The following is a 25,309-nucleotide window of genomic DNA, read 5'->3' as shown; positions in this document are numbered from 1 at the left end:
CGCCCGGATCGCGGCCGTGCTCCTCGTGGCCGCGGTGGGCGCCTGGCTGGGCATCTTCCTCAGCGGCACCGTACGCACCCAGGTGGGCCCGGTGGAGACCGGCATGTCGCTGCGCCCGGCCTGGGACGGCGAGACGGTCGTCGACGCCAGCCCGCTCGGCACCCTCACCTTCCAGACCCACGCGGCGCCCCTGCGGCTGCGCATCACGCTGGAGAACATCGACCAGGAACGTGCCAAGGCCCTCCTGGAGGACCCGCGCCTGGCCGACCGCCTGCCCGACCTGATCGAGGACGACCTGCTGCACGGCGTGCGGGACCTCGTCATCCGCTCGCTGCTCTGTGCGGGCGCGGGAGCCCTCGTGGCCGTCCTGATGGTCTTCAGGCGCCCCAGAACGGCCCTCATGGGCCTTCTGGCGGCCTCCGTGGCCCTCGCCGCCACCGGAGCCCTGGCGGCCCTCACCTTCCGCCCCAGCTCGCTCGTGGAGCCGCGCTACTCGGGCCTGGTGGCCGCCGCGCCGTCGCTCGTGGGCAGCGCCGAGTCGATCGTGACGCGCTTCGAGTCGTACCGCTCCCAGCTCACCAAGCTCGTCACGAACGTCTCGAAGCTGTACGACACGGTCTCGACCCTGCCCCTGTACGACGCCGACCCCAAGACCATCCGGGTCCTTCACATCTCCGACATCCACCTCAACCCCATCGCCTGGAACGTCATCCGCTCCCTGAAGGACCAGTTCGCCGTGGACTTCGTCATCGACACGGGCGACATCTCCGACCACGGCACCAAGGCGGAGAACAAGTTCGTCGAGGAGATCTCGACGCTGAAGGTTCCGTACGTGTTCGTCCGCGGCAACCACGACTCGATGACCACCCAGAAGGCGGTGGCCAGGCAGAAGAACGCCATCGTGCTGGACGGCGAGACGCGCGAGGTCGCCGGGCTGACCATCTACGGCCTCGGCGACCCCCGCTTCACCCCGGACAAGTCCGTGTCCGTGGACGCCGACCCCGCGGCCCTCGCCGAGTTCGGCCGCGCCCACCGCGACCGGGCCGCCGCGGCCAGGCCGGACCTGATCGCCGTGCACGACGCCGAGGTCGGGCGCGGCTTCTCCGGCGCGGCCTCCATGATCCTGGCCGGTCACACCCACGAGCGCAGGACCACCATGCTCCCCACGGGCACCCGCATCCTCATCCAGGGCTCCACCGGCGGGGCCGGCCTGCGGGCGCTGGAACACGCCCAGCCGACCCCCGTGCAGGCCTCGGTGCTGTACTTCGACAAGGAGACCAGGCGCCTTCAGGCCTGGGACGACATCACGCTCGGAGGGCTCGGGGAGCAGTCGGTGTACATCCAGCGTCACGTGGAGCCCGACCCACAACGTATGATTTCCCCGGAGCCAACGACCGCCCCGTCGCCAACGGGATCGGCCACTGGCACGCCACCTTCGCCGGCCGCCGGTCCGCCACTTTGGCATCAAGGGCAATCGTCCCCTATGCTTCAGAGGTCCCCGACGGAAGGCGACAGGGAATCCTGAGCCCCCATCGTCTAGCGGCCTAGGACACCGCCCTTTCAAGGCGGCGGCACGGGTTCGAATCCCGTTGGGGGCACCGCGAGCGCCTAGCGCACCCGCAAAACGGCTGGTCGAAGACCACCGAAGAGCTGGTAAGCTAAGCGAGCGCAAACAGAACGAAACGCAAGACGCAAGGTCCTGTAGAGCAGTTTGGAGTGCTCGCCACCCTGTCAAGGTGGAGGTCGCGGGTTCAAGTCCCGTCAGGACCGCTCTGGGTCAGGTAGCTCAGTTGGTACGAGCGTCCGCCTGAAAAGCGGAAGGTCGGCAGTTCGACCCTGCCCCTGACCACCAGCTTTGAACAGCCAAGATGCCCCGAAGCGAATACCGCTCCGGGGCGTTTTCGTTTCTGCCTTCACCTCGCTCGCCCGTTGATGAGCTGTCACCAAAGAGCCTCGCTTCACTGACCCTCACGCGTGGGCTCTCGGCGACGGCCCACGGAAAGACGGAGCGGTTGTAGCTCCGGACTGGCCGCCCAGATGCTACGCCGCCCCTGACGATCACCCAAGCCCGGACGACCCCTGGAATGCACTCCAGTGAACGGGTGCCGGCGTGCCCGAAGCTCCGGTCACTGTGCGATCCCGCACTGGTAGATCGAATGCTCCAGTAGGTCCGGCGTCACTCTGACCCCGGTCAGGTGCTCGGCCATCGCGAAGAGCGACTCGCTGGTTCGCTCGGAGTCGAAACCGACCTGCCTGGTGATCTCGTCGAGTTCCTCGGCCCATCTGGTGTAGGCGACGAGGTCGGGACAATCCGGCTCCAGGGACAGCCGCTCCTGGCCGTCTTCCATGAAGAGGAAGTCCTCCATCGTCCCGTCGGCGTTGAGGCTATGGGAGACGAGCCGGGTGCCCGCCGACAGCCGTCCGGCGATCTCCGGGAGCACGCCCATGAAGCCGTTCGGTTCGACGATGAACGCCCAGTCACCGACGGTGACGACCCCGAAGAAGTGGCCGTACCGGGAGCCGGGTCGGTCGAGGTCGGAGAAGCCCATTCTGATCAGCTCCTTGAGCCCCATGAGCGGAAAGTCTCCGGCCCGCGCCCCCACCCGGGTCAGAACCTGCTCGGGGGTCAGCCCGCGGACGAGGGTGAAACAGTACGCCGCCCGTAGGTCGGTGTACTCGTCATAGGTGAAGCGGCCGTAGGTGAACCAGGCGTAGTCGGCGGCGGTCGCGATCATGCCGACATGCTGCCAGCTGAGCCCGACAAAGCACGTTCGGCAACGGGGTGATTCATTCGTTCCGCCGGCGGGCTTCCGGTGGGTGGTAAGGATTCATGTTTTCGGGCTGGTATATATCGGGCCTTGCGGCTCGGGCGCGGCAGAAGGTGCTTTTGGTGCACGCGGCGCAGGAGTAGGAAACGTTCCGGCCAGACCCTGACCCAGGCGCCGTTACCCCTGGTAGAGGGTTGATAAACGTGGTAGGTATGAAAGTAAATGCAATCTCTTTGTACGCCTGAGACGGTCGGCTGATCGGCGGGAGAGTGGCCGGAAAGGGGTGTTCCGGACATTGTGTGCATCGAAATCCCCAGGCGAGTCGTTGCGCCGGCAGGGTAAACCGAAACCGGTGGCATTGCGCATCCTGATAAAGCTATCCGTGCCCACCACATTGGGGTTCTTTGCCAACTTGGTCGCGAACACGGTCTCCGACGGGCAAAGACTAGCTTCGGTGCCCGGCCGGCTCGGCTGGTGGAATCTCCTGCTGCCCATAGGGGTTGCCTTGCTGATCTTCGACCTCGTGAACGACATCCTGACGCAGCGCGCGGCCGCCGCCGCGGAACGGAACGCCCATCTGGAGTCCCTGCGGCGGCTCAAGCAGAGCAACCAGCAGGTGCTCTCCTCGCTCCTGCACACGATGGGCCGCAGCCCGCGCCGGGGAAACGTCAACGTGCACCTGTTCTATGCCGACACGCTGGACGACAGGCGGGTGCTGCGGAAAGACCGGACGGTCTACTACGAGTGCGAGGACCTGCCGCTCAACTACTCCCTCGACGTGGCCTACCCCGACACCGACGAGCTGGTCATCTGCGAGGCGTACAACAACGACGAGATCCTGTACGAAGAGCTGCCGGTGACGCATCCCGAGCGGTACAACCCGCGGATCAAGAACAAGGTGGACCCGCAGATCACCTGGGTCCTGGCGCTCCCGATGCACCGCGACGACGACACGCCGGCCGGGGTCGTCTGCGCCTTCGGCAACAAACGGGTGTTGTCCGACCCCGCCGGCCGCAGGAGCTTCCAGAGTCTGGCCGTCGGCGTGGCGGAGGTCATCGTCCGACTCAGGGCGCTGGAGCGGGAAGAGGAGATGAGGGCGAACAGCCATGCGTGAGACGCATCCGAACGCCCGGGCGATGGGCGAGGCCATCACCGTCGCCGGGCAGGCGGCGCCGTCCGGCAACTACCGCATCGGCGCGATCGTCGTGGACGGCGGGATGAAGGTCCTCGGCTCCGCCTTCACCGAGCTGCACTCGCAGCCCGACCCCACCGCCCACGCGGAGATCCTCGCCCTGCGCCGCGCCTGCGCCGGTGCGAACTGCAGATACCTGCCCGGCTGCTTCCTCTACAGCACCCTGGAGCCGTGCCCGATGTGCACGTCGGCGGCCATCTGGGCCAAGCTGGAAGGCATCGTGTACGGCGCGACCCTGGAGGACGCCGCCGACTTCGCCCGCCGGGCCGGGCCCGGCTTCTCCTGGCGGCAGATCGACATCAAGTCGTCCTACGTGATCACCCACGGCACCCCGCTGCTCCGGCTGCACGAGGAGTTCATGCGCGCCGAGTGCCTCAAGCTGGTCTCGTCCTAGCCCGTCCCATGTACGAGCCCTACGACTACGTCCTGACCTCCAACGGCGTCCTGGGCGTGTTCCGGGCCTATACCGAGAGCGGCGACGTGGCCTTCCGCCCCGTCTACCGCTGCTCCGCCGGCGGGTGGACGAAGCTGACACCCCGGATGGCGGCCGCCCTGCCCGGGCGCAGGCATCCGCTGCTCGACCGGGACTGCGCGCTGGCCGGGGCGAAGGAGGTCAAGCTGCTGACTCCGTGCCGGGCCCGCCCGGTGGGTGCGGCCGGCTCCTCCGTCCGCGACCATCCCGCGGTCCTGCGCGGCCTGCTGTCGGCGCTGCTGTCCCGGGGGGCCCGCGTCTACCTGTACGGGTCGCGCCTGCTCGGACTGCGGTCGTACGGCTCCGACTGGGACTTCGTCGTCGATCACGAGGGCGACCTCGCCGAGCTCCTGGGCAGCTGTCTGGGGCAGTCCTGCGCCTTTCTGGGCCCGCGCGAATTCTCCAGCATCGCCGCCTCCTACGAGTCGAACACCGCCGGCTCGGCCCGCCGGGACGACGTGCTGCGGATTCTCGGGAAAAGCTGGTGCGCATTACGCGTCGCCGGGCGCGTGGTGGATTTCTTCCTCACCGGAACGGGCGGACCGGCCATTCCGGACGTGCTCCCCGGCCGGCTTTCTCTGGTGGATTGCGCGGGCGTCGTGCAGCCCAGCGCCGGATCGAGTTTCCGCATGCCGAGAAAGGTATGTATACGTACCTCGACCGCCCGGACAGTGAACGTTCATCACGTCTCGTGGATATTATGCGGACTCGAACGGATGGCCGGATCGAGGGTGACGCTGCGAGATGTCCTGGCGTACGGTCCTGCTGACGTCTGGCTGAGCCCTTGGACCTCGAAGCTCTCTTTGGATGCGCAGGGACCATGGCACGCCACTTCAGCACGCATCGGATAATCTGCTGGCGCCTTTCCCGCAATTGCAACCGGGCGTGCCCGTTCTGTTTGTCGGTCAGCGGCCCGCACGTCCGGCACCCGGCGCACGATCCGTTCGCCATGGCGGATCGGCTGCTGGCGCTGAAGGTGGCGAAGATCTCCTATTCCGGGGGCGAGCCCTTCGAATACCCGCTTCTGCCGCGCCTCGTCGAGCACGTCCGTTCGCTGGGCATCCTGCAGCTCGTCACCACGAACGGCGACCGGCTGTCCACCGGCGTGCCCGCCTGGATCACCTCGTTCGAGCACGTGAAACTCTCGTTCTACGGGTCGCGGCCGGTGCACGACCGGCTGATGGGAGCGGGCAACTACGACCGGCAACTGGCCCTGGCCGATCGGCTGATCGGCCGGCACGAGGTCACGGTGGGCGCCAACTACATGCTCTCCGCCGAGTCCGTGGCAGAGGTCGGGCCGTTCATGGACGACGTCGCCGGGCACGGCTTCAACGACGTGCTGTTCCAGACGTACATCCACAACCGCCGCACTCATGTGGACCGCACGTTCGCCCTCGACGACCCTCGGACGGCCATCGCGCGGCTGAGAGAGGCGCTGTCCGGCTACGCCGGTCGCCTGCCGGGCGGGATGAAGGTGCACGACTACTCCCGGCGGGACTGGTTCATCGTGCTCGACGACGCGGGACGGTTCACGCTCCCTTCGAGCACGCTGGAAGCGGACTTCGTCATGGGGCGGGTGACGGATGACGTGCTCCAGGTCGGGCCCGGGGCGCGCGACTCGGCGGGCGCGGCGCTCGAGGCGATCTGGGCGCGGCGGTACGGCACCGACGCGATCATCGATCTGGCCTGATCCAGGGGGCGGCCCGGGGTCCGAGCCGCCCCGGACGTGCGCGGGGCGGGGTCAGCCCGCGGAGCAGATCGTGCCGTTCAGGGTGTAGACCGAGGGGAGCACGTTCGGGCCGCCGTAGTTGCCGACGTAGCCGATCGTGGTCGAGGCGCCCGTCGCGAGCGTGCCGTTGCCCGCCTCGTTGACCACCTTGACCTGCGAGCCCTCCTGCGTCCAGACGCCGCTCCAGCCGCTGCCCAGGCTCTGCCACGGCCTCGGCCAGGCGAAGCTCAGCGTCCAGCCGCTGATCGGCGCGCCGTGGTTGGTGAGGGTGAGGGAGCCGACGTAGCCGCTGGCCCAGTCGGTCTGGATGGCCGGCTTGACGCTGCAGGAGCTGGTCGCGGGGGCGCCGGTGGTGAAGGTCAGGGGCGGCGAGGGCTCCGACTGCGCGCCGCCGGCGTCCCTGGCGATCACGTTGACGGTGTAGCGGGTGCCGGGCTTGAGGTTGCGCACCGTGAAGGTGGTGCCGGTGGTCTCGCCGAGCTGCTCGCTGATCGCGCCGTTCTGGCGGTACACCTCGTACTTGGCGATCGGGCGGGTGCCGGGTGCGGCGGCCGGCCAGGAGATCACGGCGGTGCGGTCCGTCACGTCCGTGGCCCGCGGCCCGCCGGGCACGCCGGGGCCGCCGCTCTGGAGGGCGCGGGGACGCAGGACGAGCGTGGTCAGGGAGAGGGGCGGCAGAGTCTGGGCGGTCGCGGAGCCGGAGCTCGACGTGGTGATGGCGGTGGCGCCGTTCGTGTGGGTCAGCACGGTGGGCGCGCCCGCCGCCGGGCTGAAGCCGGAGTAGCCCAGCTTCACGGGGTACGACGTGCCGGACGAGGTGTTGATCAGCAGGACGGCCAGGTCCCCGTCGGGGCGGCGGGCCGCGTGCGCGACGACTTCGGGCCGGTCGGTGGCGGCCCGGACGAACCGGTCACCGGGGCGGGCGAACCGGCTCATCATCTGCAGCGCGTAGTAGGGGGCGAAGGGGGTGTTGAGCGCGGGCTCGCACACGCTGCCGTCGGAGGTGCACGCCCCGCTCGACAGCAGGCCGAAGTCGCCGTAGTCGGTGTGGCCCGCGACCTCGGTGACGGTGCCGATGCCGTTGTGGACGTTCCACCAGTCCACGGTGAAGACCCCGTGGGCCAGCAGGGTGGCGTACGCGTCGGCGGCGGCCAGGGCGCCCGGCTGGGTGTTGGTGCCGTTGCTGTTCGACCCCGTGTTGAACTCCGTCATCGCGATGCCGATGCGCTCCGAGCCCGGCCCGGCGTGCCTGGCGATCTGCTCGCGGGTGAGCTGGATCATGTCGGGGACGTGGACCGTCTTGTCCAGGGCGCCGGGGTACCAGTGCAGGATCACGAAGTCGATCTTCGGACCGGCGGTGGACAGCACGACCTCGTTCCAGCTTCCGCTGTCGCCCTCGGCCGTGATGGCGTCGGGCCAGTTCGCCGGGGTGGTCAGCACCGCGCCGATCTTGATGGTGGGGTCGACGGCCTTCATCGCGTCGGCGTAGGCCACGACGTGGCGGGCGTACTCGTTCGGGCTCTTGTCGGCGTGGTTGTCGGCCTCCCAGGCGGCGCCGTAGTGGCCGTTGCCGTAGTTCTCGTTGCCGATCTCCCAGTGCTTGATGCCGTACCCCTTCTCGACGTTCGCGTGGCGCACCCAGGCGGCGGCCTCCTCGGCGGTGCCGGTGCCGTAGTTGGCGGTCACCATGGCCTGCGCGCCGGTGCGGCGCACGCCGCTCATGAACGTGTCGAAGTCGGTGCCGGGCGCCACGTAGCCGCCGGGGGCGGTGTGGTCGGCCCAGTGGTAGATGTCGGAGTAGGAGCCGCCGGGGTAGCGCAGCAGCTTCATGCCCGCGGCCTTGAGCAGGTCGGCGGTCTCGTTCGTGCCCAGGTTGGCGTCCCAGATGGCGTGGTTGGTGCCGAGACCCGTCTCCGGGACGGTGGCGAGGGCGGCGCGGGCGTTGACGGTCACCGCCACGGAGCCGGTGTCGTCCGCGGGGGTGTCGTCCGCGTACGCGGTGGGGGCGTTGAGTGCGGTCAGCGTCAGCAGCACGGCCAACGCGGCACGCAAGGGGACTTTCGGCATCGGCGCACCTCGTGCTCAATGGCGGGTATGGCCCACGACGCCTCCTCCTGACCAGGAAGCATGATGATCATGAGGGGTGGTCGGATTTCCGTCAATCGCCGCTGAAACTTTCAGAAGATCGGCAGGATGGCTCCATGCGCGGCACCCACATCCTCTTCGACTTCTTCGGCACCCTCGTCGTCTACTCGCCCAGCCGTACCGAGCAGGGCTACGACGCCACCCACGCCCTGCTGCGCCGCCTCGGCGCGACCGTCTCGTACGAGGGCTTCCTGGACTGCTGGACGCGTACGGCGGCGGAGTTCGACCGGCTCAGCGACCTGGACGACCACGAGTTCTCGATGGCCGAGGCCGGCACGGCGTTCCTCGGCGAGGTGCTCGGGCGCGCGCCGGACCCGGCCGAGGTCGAGGAGTTCGTCACCGTGTACGTGGGGGAGTGGAACGCCGGCGTGCACTACCTGCCGGGCCTGGCCGGGCTCGTCGCCGAGCTGTCGGCCGGCCACCGGCTGGCCGTGGTGAGCAACACGCACCTGGCCACGCTCGTGCCCGGCCACCTGGCGGCCATGGGGCTGCTGGAGGCGTTCGACGCGGTCGTGACCTCGGTCGAGGTCGGCTGGCGCAAGCCGCATCCCGCGATCTACGACCGGGCGCTCGACGTGCTGGGGATCTCCGCCTCGGACGCGGTGTTCGTGGGGGACACGTACGGGCCGGACTTCGCGGGCCCCGAGCGGCACGGCATGACGGCCTTCCTCATCGACCCGCACCGGCGCGAGCCGGCGGTGCCGGAGGAGCGGCGGCTGGACTCGGTGTTCGACCTGCCCGGCCGCCTCCGAGCCTGAACCCGTCGGCCTGTGGCTCGATCTCTCCGGCCTGCGGGCCTGAACCCGCCGGCTTGCGGCTTGATCTCTCCGGCCTGCGGGCCTGAGCCGGCGCGCGGCGATCGGGGCGTTTTCGGGAACTGTGGGGGCTTCGATGGCTATCGTCCCCTTAGCGAGGGAGGCGAGACGGTGACTTTCGATCACAACGACCACTACCACGGCAAGCTCCTGCGCCTGGTGCCGGACGGCGCCAGGACGGCGCTGGACGTGGGCTGCGGCACCGGGCGGTTCGCGCGCCGGCTGGCCGGGCGCGGCCTCCTGGTGGACGCGGTGGACCCGGCCGCGGAGGTGATCGAGAGCGCGCCCCCGGCCCTCGGCGTGCGCTACCACCACGCCGACATCACCGAGATGGAGTTGCCCGCGGGCCGCTACGACTACATCTCCTGCCTGGCCAGCATCCACCACGTGCCGTTCGGCACCGTCGCCAGGCTGCGCGACGCGCTGGCCCCGGGCGGCGTGCTGGCCATCCTCGGCTGCTACGCCGAGGCCGGCCGCGCGGACCTCGCCTGGAGCCTGGCGGCCGTCCCCGTCAACGCGGCGGCTAGGCTCGCGATGGCCGGACGGGGCGGCCCGCCCAGCCCGGCCCCGGTCAGACGGCCCGAGATGTCGCTGGCGCAGATCAGGCGGGAGGCCGCCGTCCTGCTGCCCGGCGCGACGATCCGCCGGCTGCTCTTCTGGCGGTATCTGCTCGCCTACCGCCAGGGCTGACCCTCGCGTGATCTAGTTGTACTTGTAGAGCCGCGTGGCCTTGCGGCGGTTGTGGTCGAACACCGAGGCACGGTACATGCTGATCGACAGCTCGCCGTGCTCGGCCTTGCCGCAGGTGCCGACGCCGGCGAGCTGGTGGATCTCGTAGCGGGTGGTGGGGTCGCCGGCCACGAAGTACTCGGCGCGGGCCTGGTACTTGTCGGCGCCGGTGTCGCAGGCGTACACGAACGTCTTGCGCTCGGCGAAGCAGACGGTGGCGGCGCCCTTCGTCGTGGTGCAGGTCTTGGACTTGGCGCGGGCGGCGACGGGGGTGGTGCGGGTGTCGCGCTTGATGGGATATTTGGCGACATTGCGTACGGTCTTCCAGCGGCCGTACCTGACCCGCCGGTCGCCCCGGTAGAGGGCGGCGCGGAAGGTCACGACCTTGCCGATCTCCCGGCTGCCGCGCACCTCGCCGGAGCGGCCCAGGTTGTGGATGACGTACTTGGTGCCGAGGTAGCCGTTCAGGTAGTACTCGACCGCGGGATGCATGTGGTCGTCGGCCGTGTCCTCGACGGTGATGCCCGGGCGGTCGCTGCCGTCGGGGCCCACGCACGCCTCCACGCCCTTGAGGCGCGCGCAGACCGGGTCGTCGGCCGCCACGCTGACCTTGGTGGTGGGCGGGGTCTGCGAGGGAGACGCGGGGCGGTCAGGGGACGCGAGCGTCACCGTACGGGCCGCCGGGCCTTGGAGCGGCGCGACCGTGGCCGCCGCCCCGTCGACGCTGAGCGCGGTGGCCGCCATCACGGCCGCTGCGATGACTGTGCGGCGTGATGCCACAGGGACCTCACCAGCTTCATCTGTCACAGTGCTTTGCCCTGATGTGACGCGAAGAATGCAGGGAAGGTTCCGATTCGGTGCGCAGTTATTCAGCCGCCGTTCACCGAACGCCTCGGAGCCACGCTGGCCAGCAGCAGAAGCAGGGAGCTCTGCGCCAGCATGCCGGGCGCGAGCGGCGGGGCGGCGCCGACCGACTTCGTCAGCGCGTACCACCACTGGGTCAGCGGCGAGAGCGAGTCCCAGTCGGGGGCCATCGCGCCCATGCCGCGGTTGACCGACACGTGCACGAACACGCCGTACGCCGAGGCGAGCAGCACGATCACCGCGATCACGCGTACCGACGTGAGCAGGCGCCCGGAGTCGCCCAGGAGCAGCAGCACCAGCGCGACCGCGAGCAGGCCCAGGGCCAGCCAGGGGATGAGCTGCACCGGACTGTTCCAGTGGCGCTCGAAGGCGAGCTCCAGCCCGGCGCCCACGATGCCGATCCCGACCAGCGCCAGGATGCCCAGCCGCAGCGCCGCCGGGCCCGCCGAGGCGAGCCGGTGCACCGGTCGCGCGGTCGTCTGAGGGGGAGTTGAGGTCATGTACCTGACCACCGTCCGATGCGAGGTCTCGTTTCCACGTCGCCTCAAACGTCTCCGCGCATCCTCAGAGGAACCTCAGCGGATTCTGAAGAAATGGTGAGAAGTGAGGTGTGGTCTCCCACCTCGGAACCGAGGCGTGGCCGCGTCTCGGGAACGGTCTCGGGAACGGTCTCGGGAACGGTCTCGGGAACGGCGAGAACTCAGGTGCGGTCCCGCCGCAGCGCGGCGTCGAACACCTGCGCCAGCTCGGCCGCGTCCTCGCCCGCGTGATGCGTGTGCGGCAGCCCCTCCAGGCCGAGCCGCCGCTTGATCTTCCCCTTGTGCGTCTGGGACCACTCGCAGCCGGTCAGCCCCATCCAGTAGCTCCTCAGGTCCACCCCGGAACCGGTCGGCCCGAACGGGCTCCTGCCGGTGAACCGCAGGAAGTACCAGTGCACGAACATCCCGTCCCACACGGCGGGCGCGGCCAGGAACACCGGCCGGCCGGCCTTGCGCAGCCCGTTCACCCAGCGGGCCGCCGCCGCCATCGCCACCTCCGGCGGCGGCGCCTCACGCAGCAGCCGGTCGCGGTCGAGCCCGGAGACGGCCAGCGCCTCGGGCACGAACTCGTCGGAGATCGGGCGCAGCTCGGTGTAGAACCGCAGGTGCTCCCGCCCCGCCACCGCCATGCCCAGCGAGATCATGCTGTACGGGCCGGGGATCGGGCCGTCGGCCTCGACGTCGACGGCGACGTACAGCTCCGGAAGTTCGGACACGGCGGCAAGGATAGCCGCACCCGGGCTTCGTGGGCCCGGCATCGACGGCCGGCCCGCCCGGACCGGTGAAACGCGATGGCCATTCCGGGGCGGCGGAATGAAGAGTGGCCTCATGGAAGAGAAGATCGCCTACACTCCCCGGGTCCGGCCCGAGGACGCCGCCCGCATTCGGCGCTGGCACGAGCACGCCTACCAGGCCCTCCGGGAAGAGGGCGCGCGGGAGCGGAGCTTCTCCTACCTGGGCCGGACCCTGCTGGTGCCGCCCGGCGTGCAGCCCATCACCGGCATGTCCCACCTGCTCGGCGAGGCGGTGCTGGCCGAGGTGCGGCCCGGCGACCGGGTGCTCGACATGGGCACGGGCAGCGGGGTCAACGCCGTCCTGGCCGCCGCGACGGCCGCGTACGTGCTGGCCGTGGACGTCAACCCGGCGGCCGTCGCGGCGGCGCGACGCAACGCCGAACGGAACGGCGTCACCATCGACGTGCGCGAGAGCGATGTCTTCAGCGCGGTCGAGGGCGAGTTCGACCTGATCGTCTTCGACCCGCCGTTCCGCTGGTTCGCGCCGCGCGACCTGACCGAGGCCGCCATCACCGACGCGAACTACCGGGCGCTGACCGCGTTCTTCCACGGGGTGCGGCGGCATCTCGCGTCGGGCGGCCGGCTGCTCGTCTTCTTCGGCACCTCGGGCGACCTGGAGTATCTGCGGGAGCTGGCGCGCGCGAGGCCGGTTTCCTGGCCGAGATCGTGGCGCGACGGGAGCTGGTCAGGGACGGCTGGCGGGTCGAATACCACACGTACCTGATGAGGGTGGGCGCCGGTGGTGAGCCGGATGCTCGCCGATCCGGCTGACCTCCTGGACGATCTCCCGCGGAACCACCCGTGCGGGCGGCACAAGGTGATCGGTACGGCGCGGCCGTACCGATCAGCACCATGCGCGGGGTCACATGTTGATCATGTGCCCGGCGAGCCCGTGGACGGCCTCCTTGACGGCCTCCCCGAGCGTCGGGTGCGCATGCACGTTGCGGGCGACCTCGTGCACGGTCAGGTCCCACTGCTGGGCCAGCGTCAGCTCGGGCAGCAGCTCGGTGACCTCGGGCCCGATCAGGTGCGCCCCGAGCAGCTCGCCGTGCGTGTTGTCGCTGATGATCTTGACGAAGCCGGCCGTGTCGCCCAGCCCGTGCGCCTTGCCGTTGGCCGTGAACGGGAACTTCGCCACCTTCACGTCATAGCCCAGGTCGCGGGCCTGCGCCTCGGTGTAGCCGAAGCTGGCCACCTGCGGCTGGCAGTAGGTCGCGCGCGGGATCATCACGAAGTCGAGCTCCATGGTCTCCGCGCCCGCGATCGTCTCGGCGGCGATGATGCCCATGGACTCGGCCGCGTGGGCCAGCATCAGCTTGGCCGTGACGTCGCCGATGGCGTAGATGTGCGGGACGTTCGTGCGGCCCCGCCCGTCCACCGCGATCGCGCCCCGCTCGGTCAGCGCCACGCCGGTCTTCTCCAGGCCGTAGCCGTCGACACGCGGCTGGAACCCGATGGCCTGCAGCACCTTGTCGGCCTCCAGCACCTGCGTCTGGTCGCCGCGCGTGACGGTGACCTTGACGGAGGAGCCGGTGTCCTCGATGCCGTCCACGCGGGTCGAGGTCATCACCTCGATGCCGAGGCGCTTGTAACGCTTGGCCAGCTCGGCGGAGACCTCTTCGTCCTCCAGCGGCACGATCCGGTCGAGGAACTCGACGATCGTCACCTTGACGCCGTAGTTGTGCAGCACGTACGCGAACTCGACGCCGATCGCCCCGGCGCCCGCGATGATGATGCTGCTCGGCAGCTCCTCGGTGAGGATCTGCTCCTCGTACGTCACCACGCGCTCGGAGAGCTGCGTGCCGGGGATCAGCCTGGTGGTGGCCCCGGCCGCGATGATGCAGTGGGAGAACGTGATCGTCTCACCGTTGACCTGCAACGTGTTGGCGTCGAGGAAGGTGCCGCGCCCGTCGTATTCCTTGATGGCGTTCTTCTTCATCAGGTAGTGAACGCCCTTGACGCGCCCGTCCGCCACCTTGCGGCTGCGCTGGAAGGCCGCGCCGTAGTCGAAGGTGACCTCGCCGCTGATGCCGAAGGTCTTGGCCTCGTTGTGGAAGATGTGGGCGAGCTCGGCGTTGCGCAGCAACGCCTTGGACGGGATGCAGCCCACGTTCAGGCAGACGCCTCCCCAGTATTTCTCCTCGACGACCGCGGTGCGCAGCCCGAGCTGGGCGGCGCGGACCGCGGCCGTGTATCCTCCCGGACCCGCGCCGAGAACGACGACGTCATAGTCAGTGCTCATGACTCGGACCATACCGCTCGCCCGAACCTGCCCCCGACCTCAGACCTCCACCTTGTACGTCAGGGCGAGCTCATCTGCGGGGACACCACGAATCCCCCAGTTCACCTTGGGCGTATCGATGATGTTGATCTCCACGTCCTCGGGGTCGTAGCCCGACTTGGCGTAGATCTCCCGGATCAACGCCCGCTTGGCGTCGTCGCTGCGCCCCGTGAAGCACAACACCTCGATGATGAGATAACGCTCACTTCGCTGAGGGCAGACGAAGTCGTCGGCGTCCAGCAGCAGGAAGCGGTGGAAACGCTTGTCCTGCGGCATTCCCCACGCGCTCACCAGGCACGACTGGATCAGATCCGAGACCTCCCGCTGCCGGCCCGCCCACACGTCCCTGCGTCCGTACACCTTCACCTGAGCCATGCAGGCCAATATAGAGGGCGTGATCCGCATACTCCTGGCCGACGACGAGGCCATGATCAGGGCGGGGGTCCGCGCGATCCTCCAGTCCGACCCCGAGCTGGACGTCGTGGCCGAGGCGTCCGACGGCAGGCAGGCGGTCGACCTGGCCATCAGCCACCACCCCGACGTGGCGCTCCTGGACATCCGCATGCCCAGGCTCGACGGCCTGGCCGCCGCCGCCGAGATGCGCCGGGCCGCGCCGGGCACGGCCGTGGTGATGCTGACGACGTTCGGCGAGGACGACTACATCGCCAAGGCGCTCGACGTCGGGGCCAGCGGGTTCCTGCTCAAGTCGGGCGACCCGCGCGAGCTCATCGCCGGCATCCACGCGGTCGCCGACGGCGCGGCATACCTGTCGCCGAAGGTCGCCCAGCGCGTCATCGTCCAGCTCTCCGGCGGCCGCATGGCCAAGGGCGCGCTGGCGCGCGACCGCATCGAGGCGCTCACCGACCGCGAGCGCGAGGTGCTCGCCCTGCTCGGGGCCGGGATGTCCAACGCCGAGATCGCCCGCCGGCTGCACATCGTGGAGGGCACGGTGAAGGCGTACGTGAGCACGATCCTGACCAGGCTCGACGTGCGCAACCGCGTGCAGGCCGCGATCATCGCCTACGAGGCGGGCTTGGTAGCCTGACCCGTGATGTATCGCCTCGTGTTCACGCAGGTCTTGCGGCGTTTCGACGCCGAGGCCGTGCACCATCTCACCGTGAGCGCATTCGCGCTCCTCGCCCGGCTGCCGCTGCTCAAGCGGCTGCTGCACCGGGTGCTCGCGCCGCACGACCCGGCCCTGCGCGTGAGCGCGTTCGGCGTGCACTTCCCCGGGCCGCTCGGGCTGGCGGCCGGCTTCGACAAGGACGCCGCGTGCGCCGAGGCCATCGCCGCGCTCGGGTTCGGCCACGTCGAGGTCGGCACGATCACCGCGCACGGCCAGCCGGGCAACCCGCGCCCCCGCCTGTTCCGCCAGGTGCCCAAGCGGGCGCTGATCAACCGGATGGGCTTCAACAACGCCGGCGCCGCGGCCGCCGCCCGCCGGCTGCGCCGCCCCCGGGGCGTCCCGGTCGTGATCGGGGTGAACATCGGCAAGACCAAGGTGGTGCCCGAGGCCGAGGCGGCGGCCGACTACGTCGCCAGCGCCAAGGAGCTGGCCCCGCTGGCCGACTACCTGGTGGTCAACGTCAGCTCGCCCAACACGCCCGGGCTGCGCAACCTCCAGGCGGTCTCGCTGCTGCGCCCGCTGCTGACCGCCGTCAAGGAGGTCGCCGACGCCACGCCGCGGCGCACCCCGCTGCTCGTCAAGATCGCCCCCGATCTCGCCGACGAGGACGTCGACGCGGTCGCCGAGCTGGCCCTGGAGCTGGGGCTCGACGGCATCATCGCGACCAACACCACGATCAGGCACGACGGCGAGACCGGCGGCCTGTCGGGCCGCCCGCTCAAGGCCCGCTCGCTGGAGGTCCTGCGGCGGCTGCGCGCCAAGGTCGGCGACCGCATCACGCTGGTCTCGGCGGGCGGCGTGGAGGACGTGGACGACGTCTGGGAGCGCATCCTCGCCGGCGCGACCCTGGTGCAGGGCTACACGGGCTGGATCTACGGCGGCCCCCTGTGGGCCTCGCACATCCACCGCCAGCTCCTGCGCCGCGTCCGCCGCCACGGCCTGAAGTCCATCACCGAAGCCATCGGCCGCACGGCCTGATCCCCCGCACGGGCCGGCGCGAGGTGAAGCCGTACGAGCCCGTGCGACGGGGTGCCCGGACCGCCGGAGCGTCACTATCGTGAGCACGGTGATCGAACAAGTGGCTCTTCCCGGGGGTGTCGTGCTTCGGCTCGTCACCGAGCACGACGCCGAAGCAGTGGCCATCGCCTACGACCGCAACCGCGAGCACCTCAAGCGCTGGGAGCCGCGCAGGACCGCGGAGTTCTACACGGTCGAGGGCCAGGCCCAGCGTCTCAAGGGCCTGCTCGACCAGCAGGGCAGGGGGCAGGCGATGGCGTGGGTGCTGGCCGACGGCGAGCGCGTCGTGGGCCGCATCACGCTCAACGAGATCGTCCGCGGCCCGTTCCTCAACGCCCACGTCGGCTACTGGCTCGACGCCGACTACACCGGGCGCGGCCTGGCCACCGCGACCGTGCGGGAGGTGTGCCGGATCGCCGACCAGGAGCTGGGGCTGCACCGGCTCGCCGCGGGCACCCTGCTCGACAACGTCGCCTCGCAGGCGGTCCTGCGCAAGAACGGGTTCGAGCCGTTCGGCCTCGCCACGCAGTACCTGGAGATCGACGGCCGGTGGCAGGACCACCGGCTCTTCCAGCGCATTCTCAACGACCGCCCGGCCTTCTGAGACCTGGGCAACGGCCCCGCCGGGCGCCCTGCCAGGGCGGGCCTGCCAGGGCTGGCAGGGCCGGGCGGGTCAGGGGGTCACATGCTGGGCCGGGTGGACTCCGCGTCGTGGGTCATGGAGTCCAGGCGTTCCATGACGTCCGCGACGCGCACCCCGCTGGGCCGGTGCGGCCGGCGCCGCTGCCACGGGCGCGGCCCCGCCGGCGGGCGGTACTCGACCCCGAGCGTGTCCAGCCGCCCCAGGTGCTCGGCCAGCCGCCCGTCGAAGCCGTCGGAGGCGTCGCCCGACCAGGCCACCTCGGCCAGCGCGGACGCCCTGGGCCACAGCCGGTAGTCCATCGTGCGGGGGTCCGGCACCCGTTCGGTCCACAGCTGCGCCTGCACCCCCAGGACGCGGGCCCGCTCCTCGTCGCTCCAGTCCCGCGGCGCCGGCGCGAACGCCGCCACGTCGGCGACCGTGATGGCGTCGCCGATGGCCATCGGCTCCTCGGGGTCGGCGGCCTCGGCGTAGTCGAAGTACAGCGGGAACACCGGCGTGGCCACCACGTCGTGCCCGGCGGCGGCCGCGCGGCGGCCGACGTTCACGCCCCGCCAGGGCATGACGATCGTGTCCTGCCGCAGCCCGCCGCTGACGAACGCCTCGTCCCACACCACGGCCCGCGCGCCCCGCTCGGCCAGCGCGTCCGCCAGCCGCCGCAGGAACCACGCCTGGAGGTCGCTGGTGCGCTCCAGCCCCAGCGACTCGCGGTACGCGGTGATCTCCGCCGAGTCCGCCCAGTGGTCGAGCACGACCTCGTCGCCGCCGATGTGCACGTACGGGGCCTCGCCCAGCGCCCCGATCAGCTCGTCGAAGATCGTGGTCAGGAACTCCACGGTCGGCGGCAGCGGCGACAGGATGGCGGGGGAGATGCCCCAGCGGTCGAGCACGCGGTGCCGCTCCCCGGTGGCCCCGAACTCCGGGTAGGCCGCCAGGATCGCCGAGGCGTGCCCCGGCACGTCGATCTCGGGCACGATGACGACGCAGCGGGAGCGGGCGTAGGCGGCCAGCTCGGCGAGGTCGTCGAGGGTGTAGTAACCGCCGTGCGGGATGTCGTCGTACGTCTCGGGCTCGCGGTAGTAGTTGGTCGCCGTGCGCGGCCGGTGGGAGGCGACCTCGTGCAGCAGCGGGTAGGCCCGGCTCTCCACCCGCCAGCCCTGGTCGTCCACCAGGTGCAGGTGCAGCCGGTTGAGCTTGTGCAGCGCCATCAGGTCGATCAGGCGCAGGATCTCCCGCTTGGGGAAGAAGTGCCGCGCCACGTCAAGGTGCAGCCCGCGCCAGGCGAAACGCGGCGCGTCCTCGATCCGCACACCCGGCACGGGCCACGACGCGCCCGCGGAGAAGCGGTAGGAGGCGTCCGGCAGGAGCTGGTGCAGCGACTGCGCCGCATAGAACGCGCCCGCCCGGCCGCCGGCCACGATCTCCACGCCGCGCGAGCCGACCGTCAGCCGGTACGCCTCCTCGCCCAGCCCCGGGTCCCGCCGTACGTCGATCTCGCCGGAGTCGCCGGGCAGCGGGTCGAGCCGGGGCAGCGCCGCGCGTACGGCGTCGGCGAAATCGCCGGACACCGTCACGCCCGTGGTCAGCACATAGGAGGCGGAAACATCACGAAGCAGCTCTGGACGAGGAATCATGCTTCGAGATAGTGCTGCAATCCGTTCGCGAGCGCCAGGGCGATCCTCTGCCGGAACTTCGGGTCCTGGAACTTGGCCGCCTCGTCCGGGTTGCGCATGTTGCCGCTCTCGAACAGCACCTTCGGCACCGTGGAGAGGTTGAGCCCGCCGATGTCGCTGCGGCGGTCGAGGGCGTTCCTGCCGATGTAGTTGGAGTAGGGCAGCCCCGTGCCCTTCCGGTACGCGTCGCGCACGGCGATCCCCAGCTTGCCGGAGGCGGCCACGACCTTGTCCACCGGCCCGCCGATCTTCTTGGGCAGGATGACGTGGAAGCCGCGGTGGCCGGCGTTCTCCGAGCCGTCGGCGTGCACGGAGATCGCGGCGTCGGCCTTGGCCTCGTTGCCGATGGCGGCCCGCTCGGTGATGCACGGCCCGACGCCGTTGTTGTTCTTCCTGGTCAGCTTCACGGTGGCGCCGCGGCCTTCGAGGATCTTGGCCATCCGCTTGGAGACGTCCCAGGTGAAGGCCGCCTCACTGTAGCCGCTGTTGGTCGAGGTGCCGGTGGTGTCGCATTCCTTCCACTTGGTCAGCACGTTGACCTTGCGGTTGATCTCCTTGGGATGGCGGTAGTTGGCGCCGTTGTGGCCGGGGTCGATGACGATGACCTTGCCGTCGAGGGGCTTCGCGTCCGGCGGCGCCTCCTTCGCGGGCGCGGAGGAGGGCGAAGCCTGCGCCGCCGTGCCGGCGGAAGCGGCCTGACCTGCCGCGGCGTCACCGGATGTGGTGCCGCCGTCGGTGCCGCCACACGCGGAGGCGATCAGGCCGCAAACGGCGAGGACTGTGGCTGGTAGAGCACGCATGCCGTCCAACTTACGGCAGAGCGGGAGCTCAAGCCCGTCTTATGTCAAAGCGTGGCGAGCTCCGTACCTGCTCACCAGACGTGCTCGCCGACCTCCTGCCGTTCGAGCAGGGCGGCCAGCTCCCGCGCGTCCTCGGCGTCGAGCCCGAGGACGACGCGGGGGCGGCCCCACGGATGGTCGAGCGAGTGGGCGACGTAGCTGGCGACCGACTCCGCGCCGCCGTCGGCGCCCCGCCCCCTGCCCGCCCGCCAGTGTCCCCAGGCGCGTTCGAGCTCGGCGGCCGCGCGCTGGGCGCAGGACACCAGTTCCGGATCACGCATGACTGTTCCCCCGGATCAGACCGCGGCCGGATCGGATCCGGCCACACTTAGCATGACCCTGACGAGTTAACCGCCGTGTGGCCGCGTCGCCACACGGCTTGACCCAGCTTTGGGGCGTTCTTGGGCAGCCTGCTCAGCCGGCGTCCTTCGCCGGGCCCGTGCTCCGTCGCACGACCAGTTCCGGCTGGATCTCCCGCAGGCGCGCGCCCTTGGCGGGGTCTCCGATCCGGTCGCTCAGCAGCGCCGCGGCCGACCTGCCCATGGTGCGGCGAGGCTGGTCGACCGAGGTCAGTGAGATGTGGCGGGAGGCCGACAGGTGCGTGTTGTCGTAGCCGACCACCGAGAGGTCCTCGGGGACGCGCAGGCCCAGCTCGCCGGCGGCGGAGAGCACGCCGAGCGCGACCACGTCATTGGCGGCGAAGATCGCCGTGGGCCTGGGGTCGCGGGTGAGCAGCGCGAGCGCCGCCTCCCTGCCGCCCTCTTCGGTCGAGTCCGCGGCCTCGACCATGATGTACGGCGCCAGCGAGTGCCTGCGCATCGCCACGAGATACCCCTCGCAGCGCGACGATCGCCGGCCCTCGATGTGCGCGATCCGTTTGTGGCCCAGCCCGACCAGGTGGTCGATGGCCAGCCGGGCGCCGAGCCGGTCGTCGTCGACCACGATGTCGACGCCGTCGAGCTCGATGTCACGTTCCCCCACCACGACCGTGGGGGTGTAGGCGGTGGCCTCGATCAGCGTCTCGCTGGTCGGCGCTATGCCGAGCAGGACCAGCCCGTCGACCCTCAGCTCGAGGAAGGCCTCCACGGCCTCGTCCTCGAACGCGGGGTCCCACTGGCTGTTCCCGATCAGCATGCGCAGGCCGTCGCCGTGCAGGCTCTCCTGGAGCCCGTCGAGGAACTCCGCGTAGAACGGGTTGTGCAGGTCGGCGACGAGCGCGCCCACCAGATGGGTACGTCCTTCGACCAGGCTCCGCGCGACCGCGTTCGGCCGGTAGCCGAGCTCGCGGGCGGCCTGCAGCACGGCCTGGCGCCGGTGCTCGCTCACGTGCGGGGATCCGCGCAGCACGAGAGAGACCAGCGACTTGGACACGCCGGCTCGTTCGGCGACGTTACGGATGGTCGGTCTGGGCCGAGGCAGGGCGTCTACCTCTCTTAGCTCAGGGATGGTTGAAGTGTTGACGGGCGGTCCTGACATGTGTCTCCCCCGCGATGCGGATATGGGCACCTGTCTGACCAAACGATCGAGTTAGCCGCAGGGTACGGCCTTCGTCACGGATTGGCCCAACCTTGGTCACAAAAACCGGATACTGGGTGGAATCTGCCACGTCGGCTATCGCCGGTGACGTCGGATACTGTGCAGATGTGACACCCGGGAAGTCGGCCGGCACCGCGCGTCCGGCCCGCCGCAGGCTCAGCGTGGACAGGCGTCGGGAAGAGCTCATGGCCGCGGCGCTGGAGCTGTTCAGCACCCGCGACGCGGAAGACGTCTCGATCGACGACGTGGCCTCGGCGGCGGGAGCTTCGCGGGCCCTGGTCTACCACTACTTCGGCGGCAAGCAGGAGCTGTACGTGGCCGCGCTGCGGAGCGCGGCGGAGCAGCTGGAGTCCCGGCTGCGCCCGCAGGAGGGCGGCAGGCCGCTCGAAGAGCTGGCCTCCGGGCTCAGGCGCTACTTCGACTTCGTCGAGGAGCACGCGGCGGGTTTCGCGGCGCTGCTGCGCGGCGGGCCGGCCAACAGGACCGGCGAGGTGGGGGAGATCGTGGACGGCGTGCGCCGCCGGCTCTTCCTCCTCATCCAGAAGCAGATGGGCGTCGAGGAGCCGAGCCCGGTGCTGCGCACCACCCTGCGGTCGTGGATCGCCTCCGTGGAGACGGCGGGTCTGGACTGGCTGGAGCATCGCGACATCGAGCGCCCGACGCTGGAGCGCATGCTCGTGGCGCACATGGCCGCCCTGCTCGGCGTCGCCGCGACCCATGACGACGACGTGGCCAGGCTGCTGGAGCGCCTGGCGTGACCCCGGACCTGCCGGGGTGACTCGGGGCCTTCACGTCGGCGGGCGCCCGTGACGGTGGGTGACCGGGGCGGGCACGGTCTGAGGGAAGAGTGGCGCCGGGCGGGCGGCGCCAACCTCCCCATCGTCACACCGGTGGACCGGGCCCAGTGACCTGGTCCACCCCTTCAACCCCCCTGAGGTCCGTGACGACCCTTCCAGCTACTCGGAGCGCTGCTGCGGAATCCCCGCCAGCAGTGCGCGAACCTCGGTCTCCCGGTAACGCCGATGACCGCCGAGGGTTCGAATCGACGTCAACTTGCCCGCCTTGGCCCACCGCGTAACGGTCTTGGGGTCGACCCTGAACATGGTCGCGACCTCAGCGGGCGTGAGCAGCGGCTCGGCCTCGGGTGTACGAGCTGACATTTGTGCGGCCTCTCCTCCGTGTGGACCGGCTTAGCGATCCTGTGACTGCCTTTGCGCGTGTCACGGATGTCCCCCTATGGCGCAGAGCGTGCGGCTTTTCTGAGCCATATGCGGCATCACCCGATGTGACCATACCGCCACGCAGAGCGATTGGCGAGCCCTTCTTTGACCCAACTGCCCGCCCCCGTGGCCATGTCACGCTCGGTGATTCTAGCGACACGGTTCGTGGTATCGCAGTGAAAACGGCAAACTACTCAGTTCGCAGAAGAGAGCAGCCGCGAGACGTGACCTACTCATGCAGGTCAGACGGCCGTATTGGGGCTCAGTTGGCAGATTCCAGCAGTTGCATTGACTTCCACCGCAGGATGACCCTCTGGTACATGGCGTAGGCAAGTTCTTCTTGACCCGTGTCCAGGCCCGTCAGGGCGGCCGAGAGCTCGGCGACGGACTGGTCGGCCTGCAACGCGTCGTCGTCCATGAGGTGCACGAGCCCGCCGTAGTCGAGCTCGACCAGCGAGTGCGGGTGGAACTCCTCCAGCCACCTGGCGATGTCTTCCACGTCGAAGTTGGCGGAGACGTCGCCCAGGTGCCTGCGCAGCACGTTGAGGGCCCGCGCGGCCCGCCTCCTGGCCTGTGCCATGGAGGTGACGTAGATCAGGTTACGCCCCGTAGTGGTGGTCACGTCCTGTCCCGGGTTCGCGGAGCCGAGCACCAGCCAGCGCTCGTTTCCATCAAACGGCACGAACCACGACGGAGGCACATGCCACGCCGTGGTGCGGATGTGCGTGCGCAAGGCCGCCGAACCGGCCTGCCGCTTGTAGCGGTCGAAGTCGTCGGCCGTCTGCTCGGCGATCGCCTTGGGGACAAGATGGTCCATCAGTTTCACCGGGGTGGTGCCACGAAGCCGTGAGAACGCCAGCCACGAGCGCAAACGGGTTTGCCAGGGGCAGACATAGAGCCGGTCCTCAACGCGCCGCAGATAGGCGTTGGGGCTCTCCTGGGCGGGAACGGGTTGAGGGGGCATGCCGAGCAGGCGCATGACGGACTCGCCGTGCTCCGCATTGAGCGCGTTCGCACGTCGTGGGCGGTCACGGGAGTCGGCATAGTCGGCCCACACCTTGCGCTCGGACTCGGCGAACGCGGTCAGTGGCTCATAGACACGGAGGTAGGCGGCATAGGGCAGCACGGAGGCATCGTGTCACGAAGCGACCCCGCATGCACCGTTGTGGCTTACTACTCTGTGAGGTGATCTCCGCCGCGAAGGTGCGGCGGACCGGACAGGGAGTCACTACCGTGACCGACGTCTTCGGTGCGTCCCACAAGGACGTCCACGAGCAGGTCGTGTTCTGCGCCGACGAGCAGAGCGGCCTGCGTGCCATCATCGCCGTCCACAACACGGCCCTGGGGCCGGCCCTGGGCGGCACGAGGTTCTATCCCTACGAGAGCGAGCAGGCGGCCCTGGCCGACGTGCTCAACCTGGCCAAGGGCATGGCGTACAAGAACGCGCTGGCCGGCCTCGACCTGGGCGGGGGCAAGGCCGTGATCATCGGCGACCCGGCCAGGGACAAGAGCGAGGCGCTCCTTCGCGCGTACGGGCGCTTCGTCGAGTCGCTCGGCGGGCGCTACATCACGGCCTGCGACGTGGGCACCTACAGCGAGGACATGGACATCGTGGCCCGCGAGTCGCGCTTCGTCACCGGCCGCACCCCGGCCAACGGCGGGGCGGGCGACTCCTCGATCCTCACCGCGTTCGGGGTGTTCCAGGGCATGCGGGCCTCGGCCGAGCGGGTCTACGGCACGCCGTCCCTGCACGGCAGGCGGGTCGGCGTCGAGGGGGTCGGCAAGGTCGGCCACCGCCTGGTCGGGCTGCTGCGCGAGGACGGCGCCGAGGTCGTGATCTGCGACGTCGACCCCAAGGCGATCGAACGGGTGCGCGTGCGCCACCCCGAGGTCGACGTGGTGGCCGACGCGCGGGCGCTGATGAGCTCCGACATCGACGTCTTCGCGCCCTGCGCGCTGGGCGGGGCGCTCGACGACGACACGGTGGCGACGCTGCGGGCGAAGATCGTGTGTGGCGCGGCCAACAACCAGCTCGCCCACCCCGGGGTCGAGAAGCAACTCGCCGAGCGCGGCATCCTGTACGCGCCCGACTATGTCGTCAACTCCGGCGGCGTGATCCAGGTCGCCGACGAGATCGGGGGCTTCGACATGGAGCGGGCCAGGTCGAAGGCGGCCCAGATCTACGACACGACTCTGAAGATCTTCGCAATCGCGGCCGAGGAGGGCGTTCCCCCCGCGGTCGCAGCAGATAGGCTGGCCGAGCGCAGAATGTCGGAAGTCGGGCGTATTAGGGCCATTTGGCTGGGCCGCTGACGCCCCACGCCCATACGGCGTACCGAGCTGGGCACAAAACAGGTACGGTAATAGGCGAACGATAGGCTGACGCCCGAAGTCAGGCGGCGTCAGTGAGTGGTGCGTTAGCGACGAGGGGTCGGGGACGACCCCACACGAGGGGGTCGAGCCAATGGGGCGCGGCCGAGCAAAGGCCAAGCAGGTCAAGGTTGCTCGCCAGCTGAAGTACAACAGCGGTGGCACGGATCTTGACCGTCTTCGCGACGAACTCGGGGTCGGAGACTCCAGCAATGACGACGCCGACGACCTCAACGATGAGCTGGCGGATCGCTATGCCGATTACGCCGACTATGACGCCGGAGACGACGACGATGGCCGTACGTCCGGCCGTCGATAGCCGTTCTCCTGAGTGAGGTGGCCGAGGGTCCGGCACGCGCCGGAGCCTCGCCCATGCTCGTCGGGCCCCACGGGCAACCGTGGGGCTTTCGTCACGTGGTCACCTTTTCGGAGGTGGACCACGGGTTCGTCGCCTTCTTCACCGGCACGGGGGTTCCCCGGCCGAGGGCGCTCCGATGAAGGGGCGTCTCGGCCGAGGGCTCGCCGGCGGCCGTTCAGGTGACCGTCGCGGACGGTCCTCG

27 protein-coding genes and 3 tRNA genes are annotated in these 25,309 nt (G+C 69.9%); 17 read left to right on the top strand and 13 right to left on the bottom strand.

Annotated elements, in window-relative coordinates; translation table 11 throughout:
- Positions 1-16 precede the first annotated feature (16 nt).
- The 4 genes from IO39_RS13770 (at position 17) to IO39_RS13755 (ending at position 1,852) form a co-directional block, all read left to right on the top strand.
- Positions 17-1,525: a metallophosphoesterase family protein gene (locus IO39_RS13770; RefSeq protein WP_342671416.1), complete on the top strand. Its 1,509-nt coding sequence runs from the start codon at positions 17-19 to the stop codon at positions 1,523-1,525.
- Positions 1,526-1,598 (top strand) — tRNA-Glu (locus IO39_RS13765).
- Between the two features lie 97 nt (positions 1,599-1,695).
- Positions 1,696-1,770: transfer RNA gene (locus IO39_RS13760), tRNA-Asp, on the top strand.
- A 5-nt stretch (positions 1,771-1,775) separates the two neighbouring features.
- A tRNA-Phe gene (locus IO39_RS13755) sits at positions 1,776-1,852 on the top strand.
- A gap of 274 nt (positions 1,853-2,126) precedes the next feature.
- Here the strand turns inward: IO39_RS13755 and IO39_RS13750 are convergent.
- Positions 2,127-2,735, bottom strand: a complete 609-nt coding sequence (locus IO39_RS13750; protein WP_043621541.1) for a DUF6461 domain-containing protein — start codon at positions 2,733-2,735, stop codon at positions 2,127-2,129.
- Positions 2,736-3,180: 445 nt separating this feature from the next.
- On the opposite strand from IO39_RS13750, the gene IO39_RS13745 reads away from it, so the two are divergent.
- The 4 genes from IO39_RS13745 to IO39_RS13730 are packed head-to-tail and all read left to right on the top strand — an operon-like array spanning position 3,181 to position 6,122.
- On the top strand, positions 3,181-3,882 hold the full coding sequence (locus tag IO39_RS13745; protein WP_157548293.1) for a hypothetical protein: 702 nt from the start codon (positions 3,181-3,183) through the stop codon (positions 3,880-3,882).
- On the top strand, positions 3,875-4,354 hold the full coding sequence (locus IO39_RS13740; RefSeq protein ID WP_052422850.1) for a nucleoside deaminase: 480 nt from the start codon (positions 3,875-3,877) through the stop codon (positions 4,352-4,354). The genes IO39_RS13745 and IO39_RS13740 overlap by 8 nt, the downstream gene beginning before the upstream one ends.
- An 8-nt stretch (positions 4,355-4,362) precedes the next feature.
- A complete protein-coding gene (locus tag IO39_RS13735; RefSeq protein ID WP_043621533.1) occupies positions 4,363-5,283 on the top strand; it encodes a nucleotidyltransferase domain-containing protein in 921 nt (306 codons plus the stop codon).
- The gene (locus IO39_RS13730; protein ID WP_084772812.1) at positions 5,253-6,122 is read left to right on the top strand and encodes a radical SAM protein; all 870 of its coding nucleotides are present in this window, start codon (positions 5,253-5,255) and stop codon (positions 6,120-6,122) included. The genes IO39_RS13735 and IO39_RS13730 overlap by 31 nt, the downstream gene beginning before the upstream one ends.
- Positions 6,123-6,173: 51 nt before the next feature.
- Here the strand turns inward: IO39_RS13730 and IO39_RS13725 are convergent, their stop codons facing one another.
- A complete protein-coding gene (locus IO39_RS13725; protein ID WP_043621525.1) occupies positions 6,174-8,228 on the bottom strand; it encodes a cellulose binding domain-containing protein in 2,055 nt (684 codons plus the stop codon).
- Positions 8,229-8,362: 134 nt separating this feature from the next.
- Between IO39_RS13725 and IO39_RS50590 the strand changes: the two genes are divergently transcribed.
- Both IO39_RS50590 and IO39_RS13715 read left to right on the top strand, forming a co-directional pair.
- Positions 8,363-9,064, top strand: coding sequence for an HAD family hydrolase (locus IO39_RS50590; protein ID WP_052422849.1), 702 nt, complete (start codon positions 8,363-8,365; stop codon positions 9,062-9,064).
- A gap of 168 nt (positions 9,065-9,232) precedes the next feature.
- Positions 9,233-9,811, top strand: coding sequence for a class I SAM-dependent methyltransferase (locus IO39_RS13715; RefSeq protein WP_043621523.1), 579 nt, complete (start codon positions 9,233-9,235; stop codon positions 9,809-9,811).
- A gap of 12 nt (positions 9,812-9,823) precedes the next feature.
- Here IO39_RS13715 and IO39_RS13710 read toward each other — a convergent pair whose 3' ends face one another.
- From IO39_RS13710 to IO39_RS13700, 3 genes are all read right to left on the bottom strand, one after another.
- The gene (locus tag IO39_RS13710) at positions 9,824-10,597 is read right to left on the bottom strand and encodes a hypothetical protein (RefSeq protein ID WP_157548291.1); all 774 of its coding nucleotides are present in this window, start codon (positions 10,595-10,597) and stop codon (positions 9,824-9,826) included.
- Between the two features lie 122 nt (positions 10,598-10,719).
- Positions 10,720-11,214 (bottom strand): hypothetical protein, encoded by a 495-nt coding sequence (locus IO39_RS13705; RefSeq protein WP_245641956.1) that lies wholly within the window; start codon positions 11,212-11,214, stop codon positions 10,720-10,722.
- Positions 11,215-11,414: 200 nt separating this feature from the next.
- The gene (locus IO39_RS13700; RefSeq protein WP_043621517.1) at positions 11,415-11,969 is read right to left on the bottom strand and encodes a 3'-5' exonuclease; all 555 of its coding nucleotides are present in this window, start codon (positions 11,967-11,969) and stop codon (positions 11,415-11,417) included.
- Between the two features lie 112 nt (positions 11,970-12,081).
- Between IO39_RS13700 and IO39_RS13695 the strand changes: the two genes are divergently transcribed.
- Entirely contained in the window at positions 12,082-12,771 is a 690-nt protein-coding gene (locus IO39_RS13695) for a methyltransferase (protein ID WP_211267002.1), read from the top strand.
- A gap of 138 nt (positions 12,772-12,909) precedes the next feature.
- Here IO39_RS13695 and lpdA read toward each other — a convergent pair whose 3' ends face one another.
- Both lpdA and IO39_RS13685 read right to left on the bottom strand, forming a co-directional pair.
- Positions 12,910-14,289, bottom strand: coding sequence for a dihydrolipoyl dehydrogenase (lpdA, locus tag IO39_RS13690; protein WP_043621514.1), 1,380 nt, complete (start codon positions 14,287-14,289; stop codon positions 12,910-12,912).
- A gap of 39 nt (positions 14,290-14,328) precedes the next feature.
- On the bottom strand, positions 14,329-14,703 hold the full coding sequence (locus tag IO39_RS13685; RefSeq protein WP_043621797.1) for a tautomerase family protein: 375 nt from the start codon (positions 14,701-14,703) through the stop codon (positions 14,329-14,331).
- A gap of 19 nt (positions 14,704-14,722) precedes the next feature.
- On the opposite strand from IO39_RS13685, the gene IO39_RS13680 reads away from it, so the two are divergent.
- From IO39_RS13680 to IO39_RS13670, 3 genes are all read left to right on the top strand, one after another.
- A complete protein-coding gene (locus IO39_RS13680; RefSeq protein WP_043621512.1) occupies positions 14,723-15,373 on the top strand; it encodes a response regulator in 651 nt (216 codons plus the stop codon).
- Between the two features lie 6 nt (positions 15,374-15,379).
- Entirely contained in the window at positions 15,380-16,432 is a 1,053-nt protein-coding gene (locus tag IO39_RS13675; protein ID WP_043621509.1) for a quinone-dependent dihydroorotate dehydrogenase, read from the top strand.
- An 88-nt stretch (positions 16,433-16,520) separates the two neighbouring features.
- On the top strand, positions 16,521-17,075 hold the full coding sequence (locus tag IO39_RS13670) for a GNAT family N-acetyltransferase (protein ID WP_043621794.1): 555 nt from the start codon (positions 16,521-16,523) through the stop codon (positions 17,073-17,075).
- A 77-nt stretch (positions 17,076-17,152) separates the two neighbouring features.
- Here the strand turns inward: IO39_RS13670 and IO39_RS13665 are convergent, their stop codons facing one another.
- From IO39_RS13665 to IO39_RS13650, 4 genes are all read right to left on the bottom strand, one after another.
- The gene (locus tag IO39_RS13665; protein WP_043621506.1) at positions 17,153-18,745 is read right to left on the bottom strand and encodes a beta-N-acetylhexosaminidase; all 1,593 of its coding nucleotides are present in this window, start codon (positions 18,743-18,745) and stop codon (positions 17,153-17,155) included.
- A complete protein-coding gene (locus tag IO39_RS13660) occupies positions 18,742-19,584 on the bottom strand; it encodes an N-acetylmuramoyl-L-alanine amidase (protein ID WP_043621503.1) in 843 nt (280 codons plus the stop codon). The genes IO39_RS13665 and IO39_RS13660 overlap by 4 nt, the downstream gene beginning before the upstream one ends.
- Positions 19,585-19,655: 71 nt before the next feature.
- Positions 19,656-19,904: a hypothetical protein gene (locus tag IO39_RS13655; RefSeq protein ID WP_043621500.1), complete on the bottom strand. Its 249-nt coding sequence runs from the start codon at positions 19,902-19,904 to the stop codon at positions 19,656-19,658.
- Positions 19,905-20,037: 133 nt separating this feature from the next.
- Positions 20,038-21,099, bottom strand: a complete 1,062-nt coding sequence (locus tag IO39_RS13650) for a LacI family DNA-binding transcriptional regulator (protein ID WP_052422847.1) — start codon at positions 21,097-21,099, stop codon at positions 20,038-20,040.
- A 167-nt stretch (positions 21,100-21,266) separates the two neighbouring features.
- Between IO39_RS13650 and IO39_RS13645 the strand changes: the two genes are divergently transcribed.
- Positions 21,267-21,917, top strand: a complete 651-nt coding sequence (locus IO39_RS13645) for a TetR/AcrR family transcriptional regulator (RefSeq protein WP_245641954.1) — start codon at positions 21,267-21,269, stop codon at positions 21,915-21,917.
- Positions 21,918-22,115: 198 nt separating this feature from the next.
- Here IO39_RS13645 and bldC read toward each other — a convergent pair whose 3' ends face one another.
- Positions 22,116-22,319, bottom strand: coding sequence for a developmental transcriptional regulator BldC (gene bldC, locus IO39_RS13640; protein WP_013133571.1), 204 nt, complete (start codon positions 22,317-22,319; stop codon positions 22,116-22,118).
- A 322-nt stretch (positions 22,320-22,641) separates the two neighbouring features.
- Positions 22,642-23,505 (bottom strand): DUF8083 family protein, encoded by an 864-nt coding sequence (locus IO39_RS13635; protein WP_043621494.1) that lies wholly within the window; start codon positions 23,503-23,505, stop codon positions 22,642-22,644.
- A 107-nt stretch (positions 23,506-23,612) separates the two neighbouring features.
- Here IO39_RS13635 and IO39_RS13630 point away from each other — a divergent pair, with 107 nt between their 5' ends.
- Positions 23,613-24,692: a Leu/Phe/Val dehydrogenase gene (locus tag IO39_RS13630; RefSeq protein ID WP_043621492.1), complete on the top strand. Its 1,080-nt coding sequence runs from the start codon at positions 23,613-23,615 to the stop codon at positions 24,690-24,692.
- A gap of 151 nt (positions 24,693-24,843) precedes the next feature.
- Positions 24,844-25,068, top strand: a complete 225-nt coding sequence (locus IO39_RS13625) for a DUF3073 domain-containing protein (protein ID WP_043621489.1) — start codon at positions 24,844-24,846, stop codon at positions 25,066-25,068.
- Positions 25,069-25,309: the final 241 nt, after the last annotated feature.

The organism is Nonomuraea candida (assembly GCF_000725485.1).
Lineage (GTDB): Bacteria > Actinomycetota > Actinomycetes > Streptosporangiales > Streptosporangiaceae > Nonomuraea > Nonomuraea candida.
This window is presented reverse-complemented; position numbering and strand designations above follow the sequence as displayed.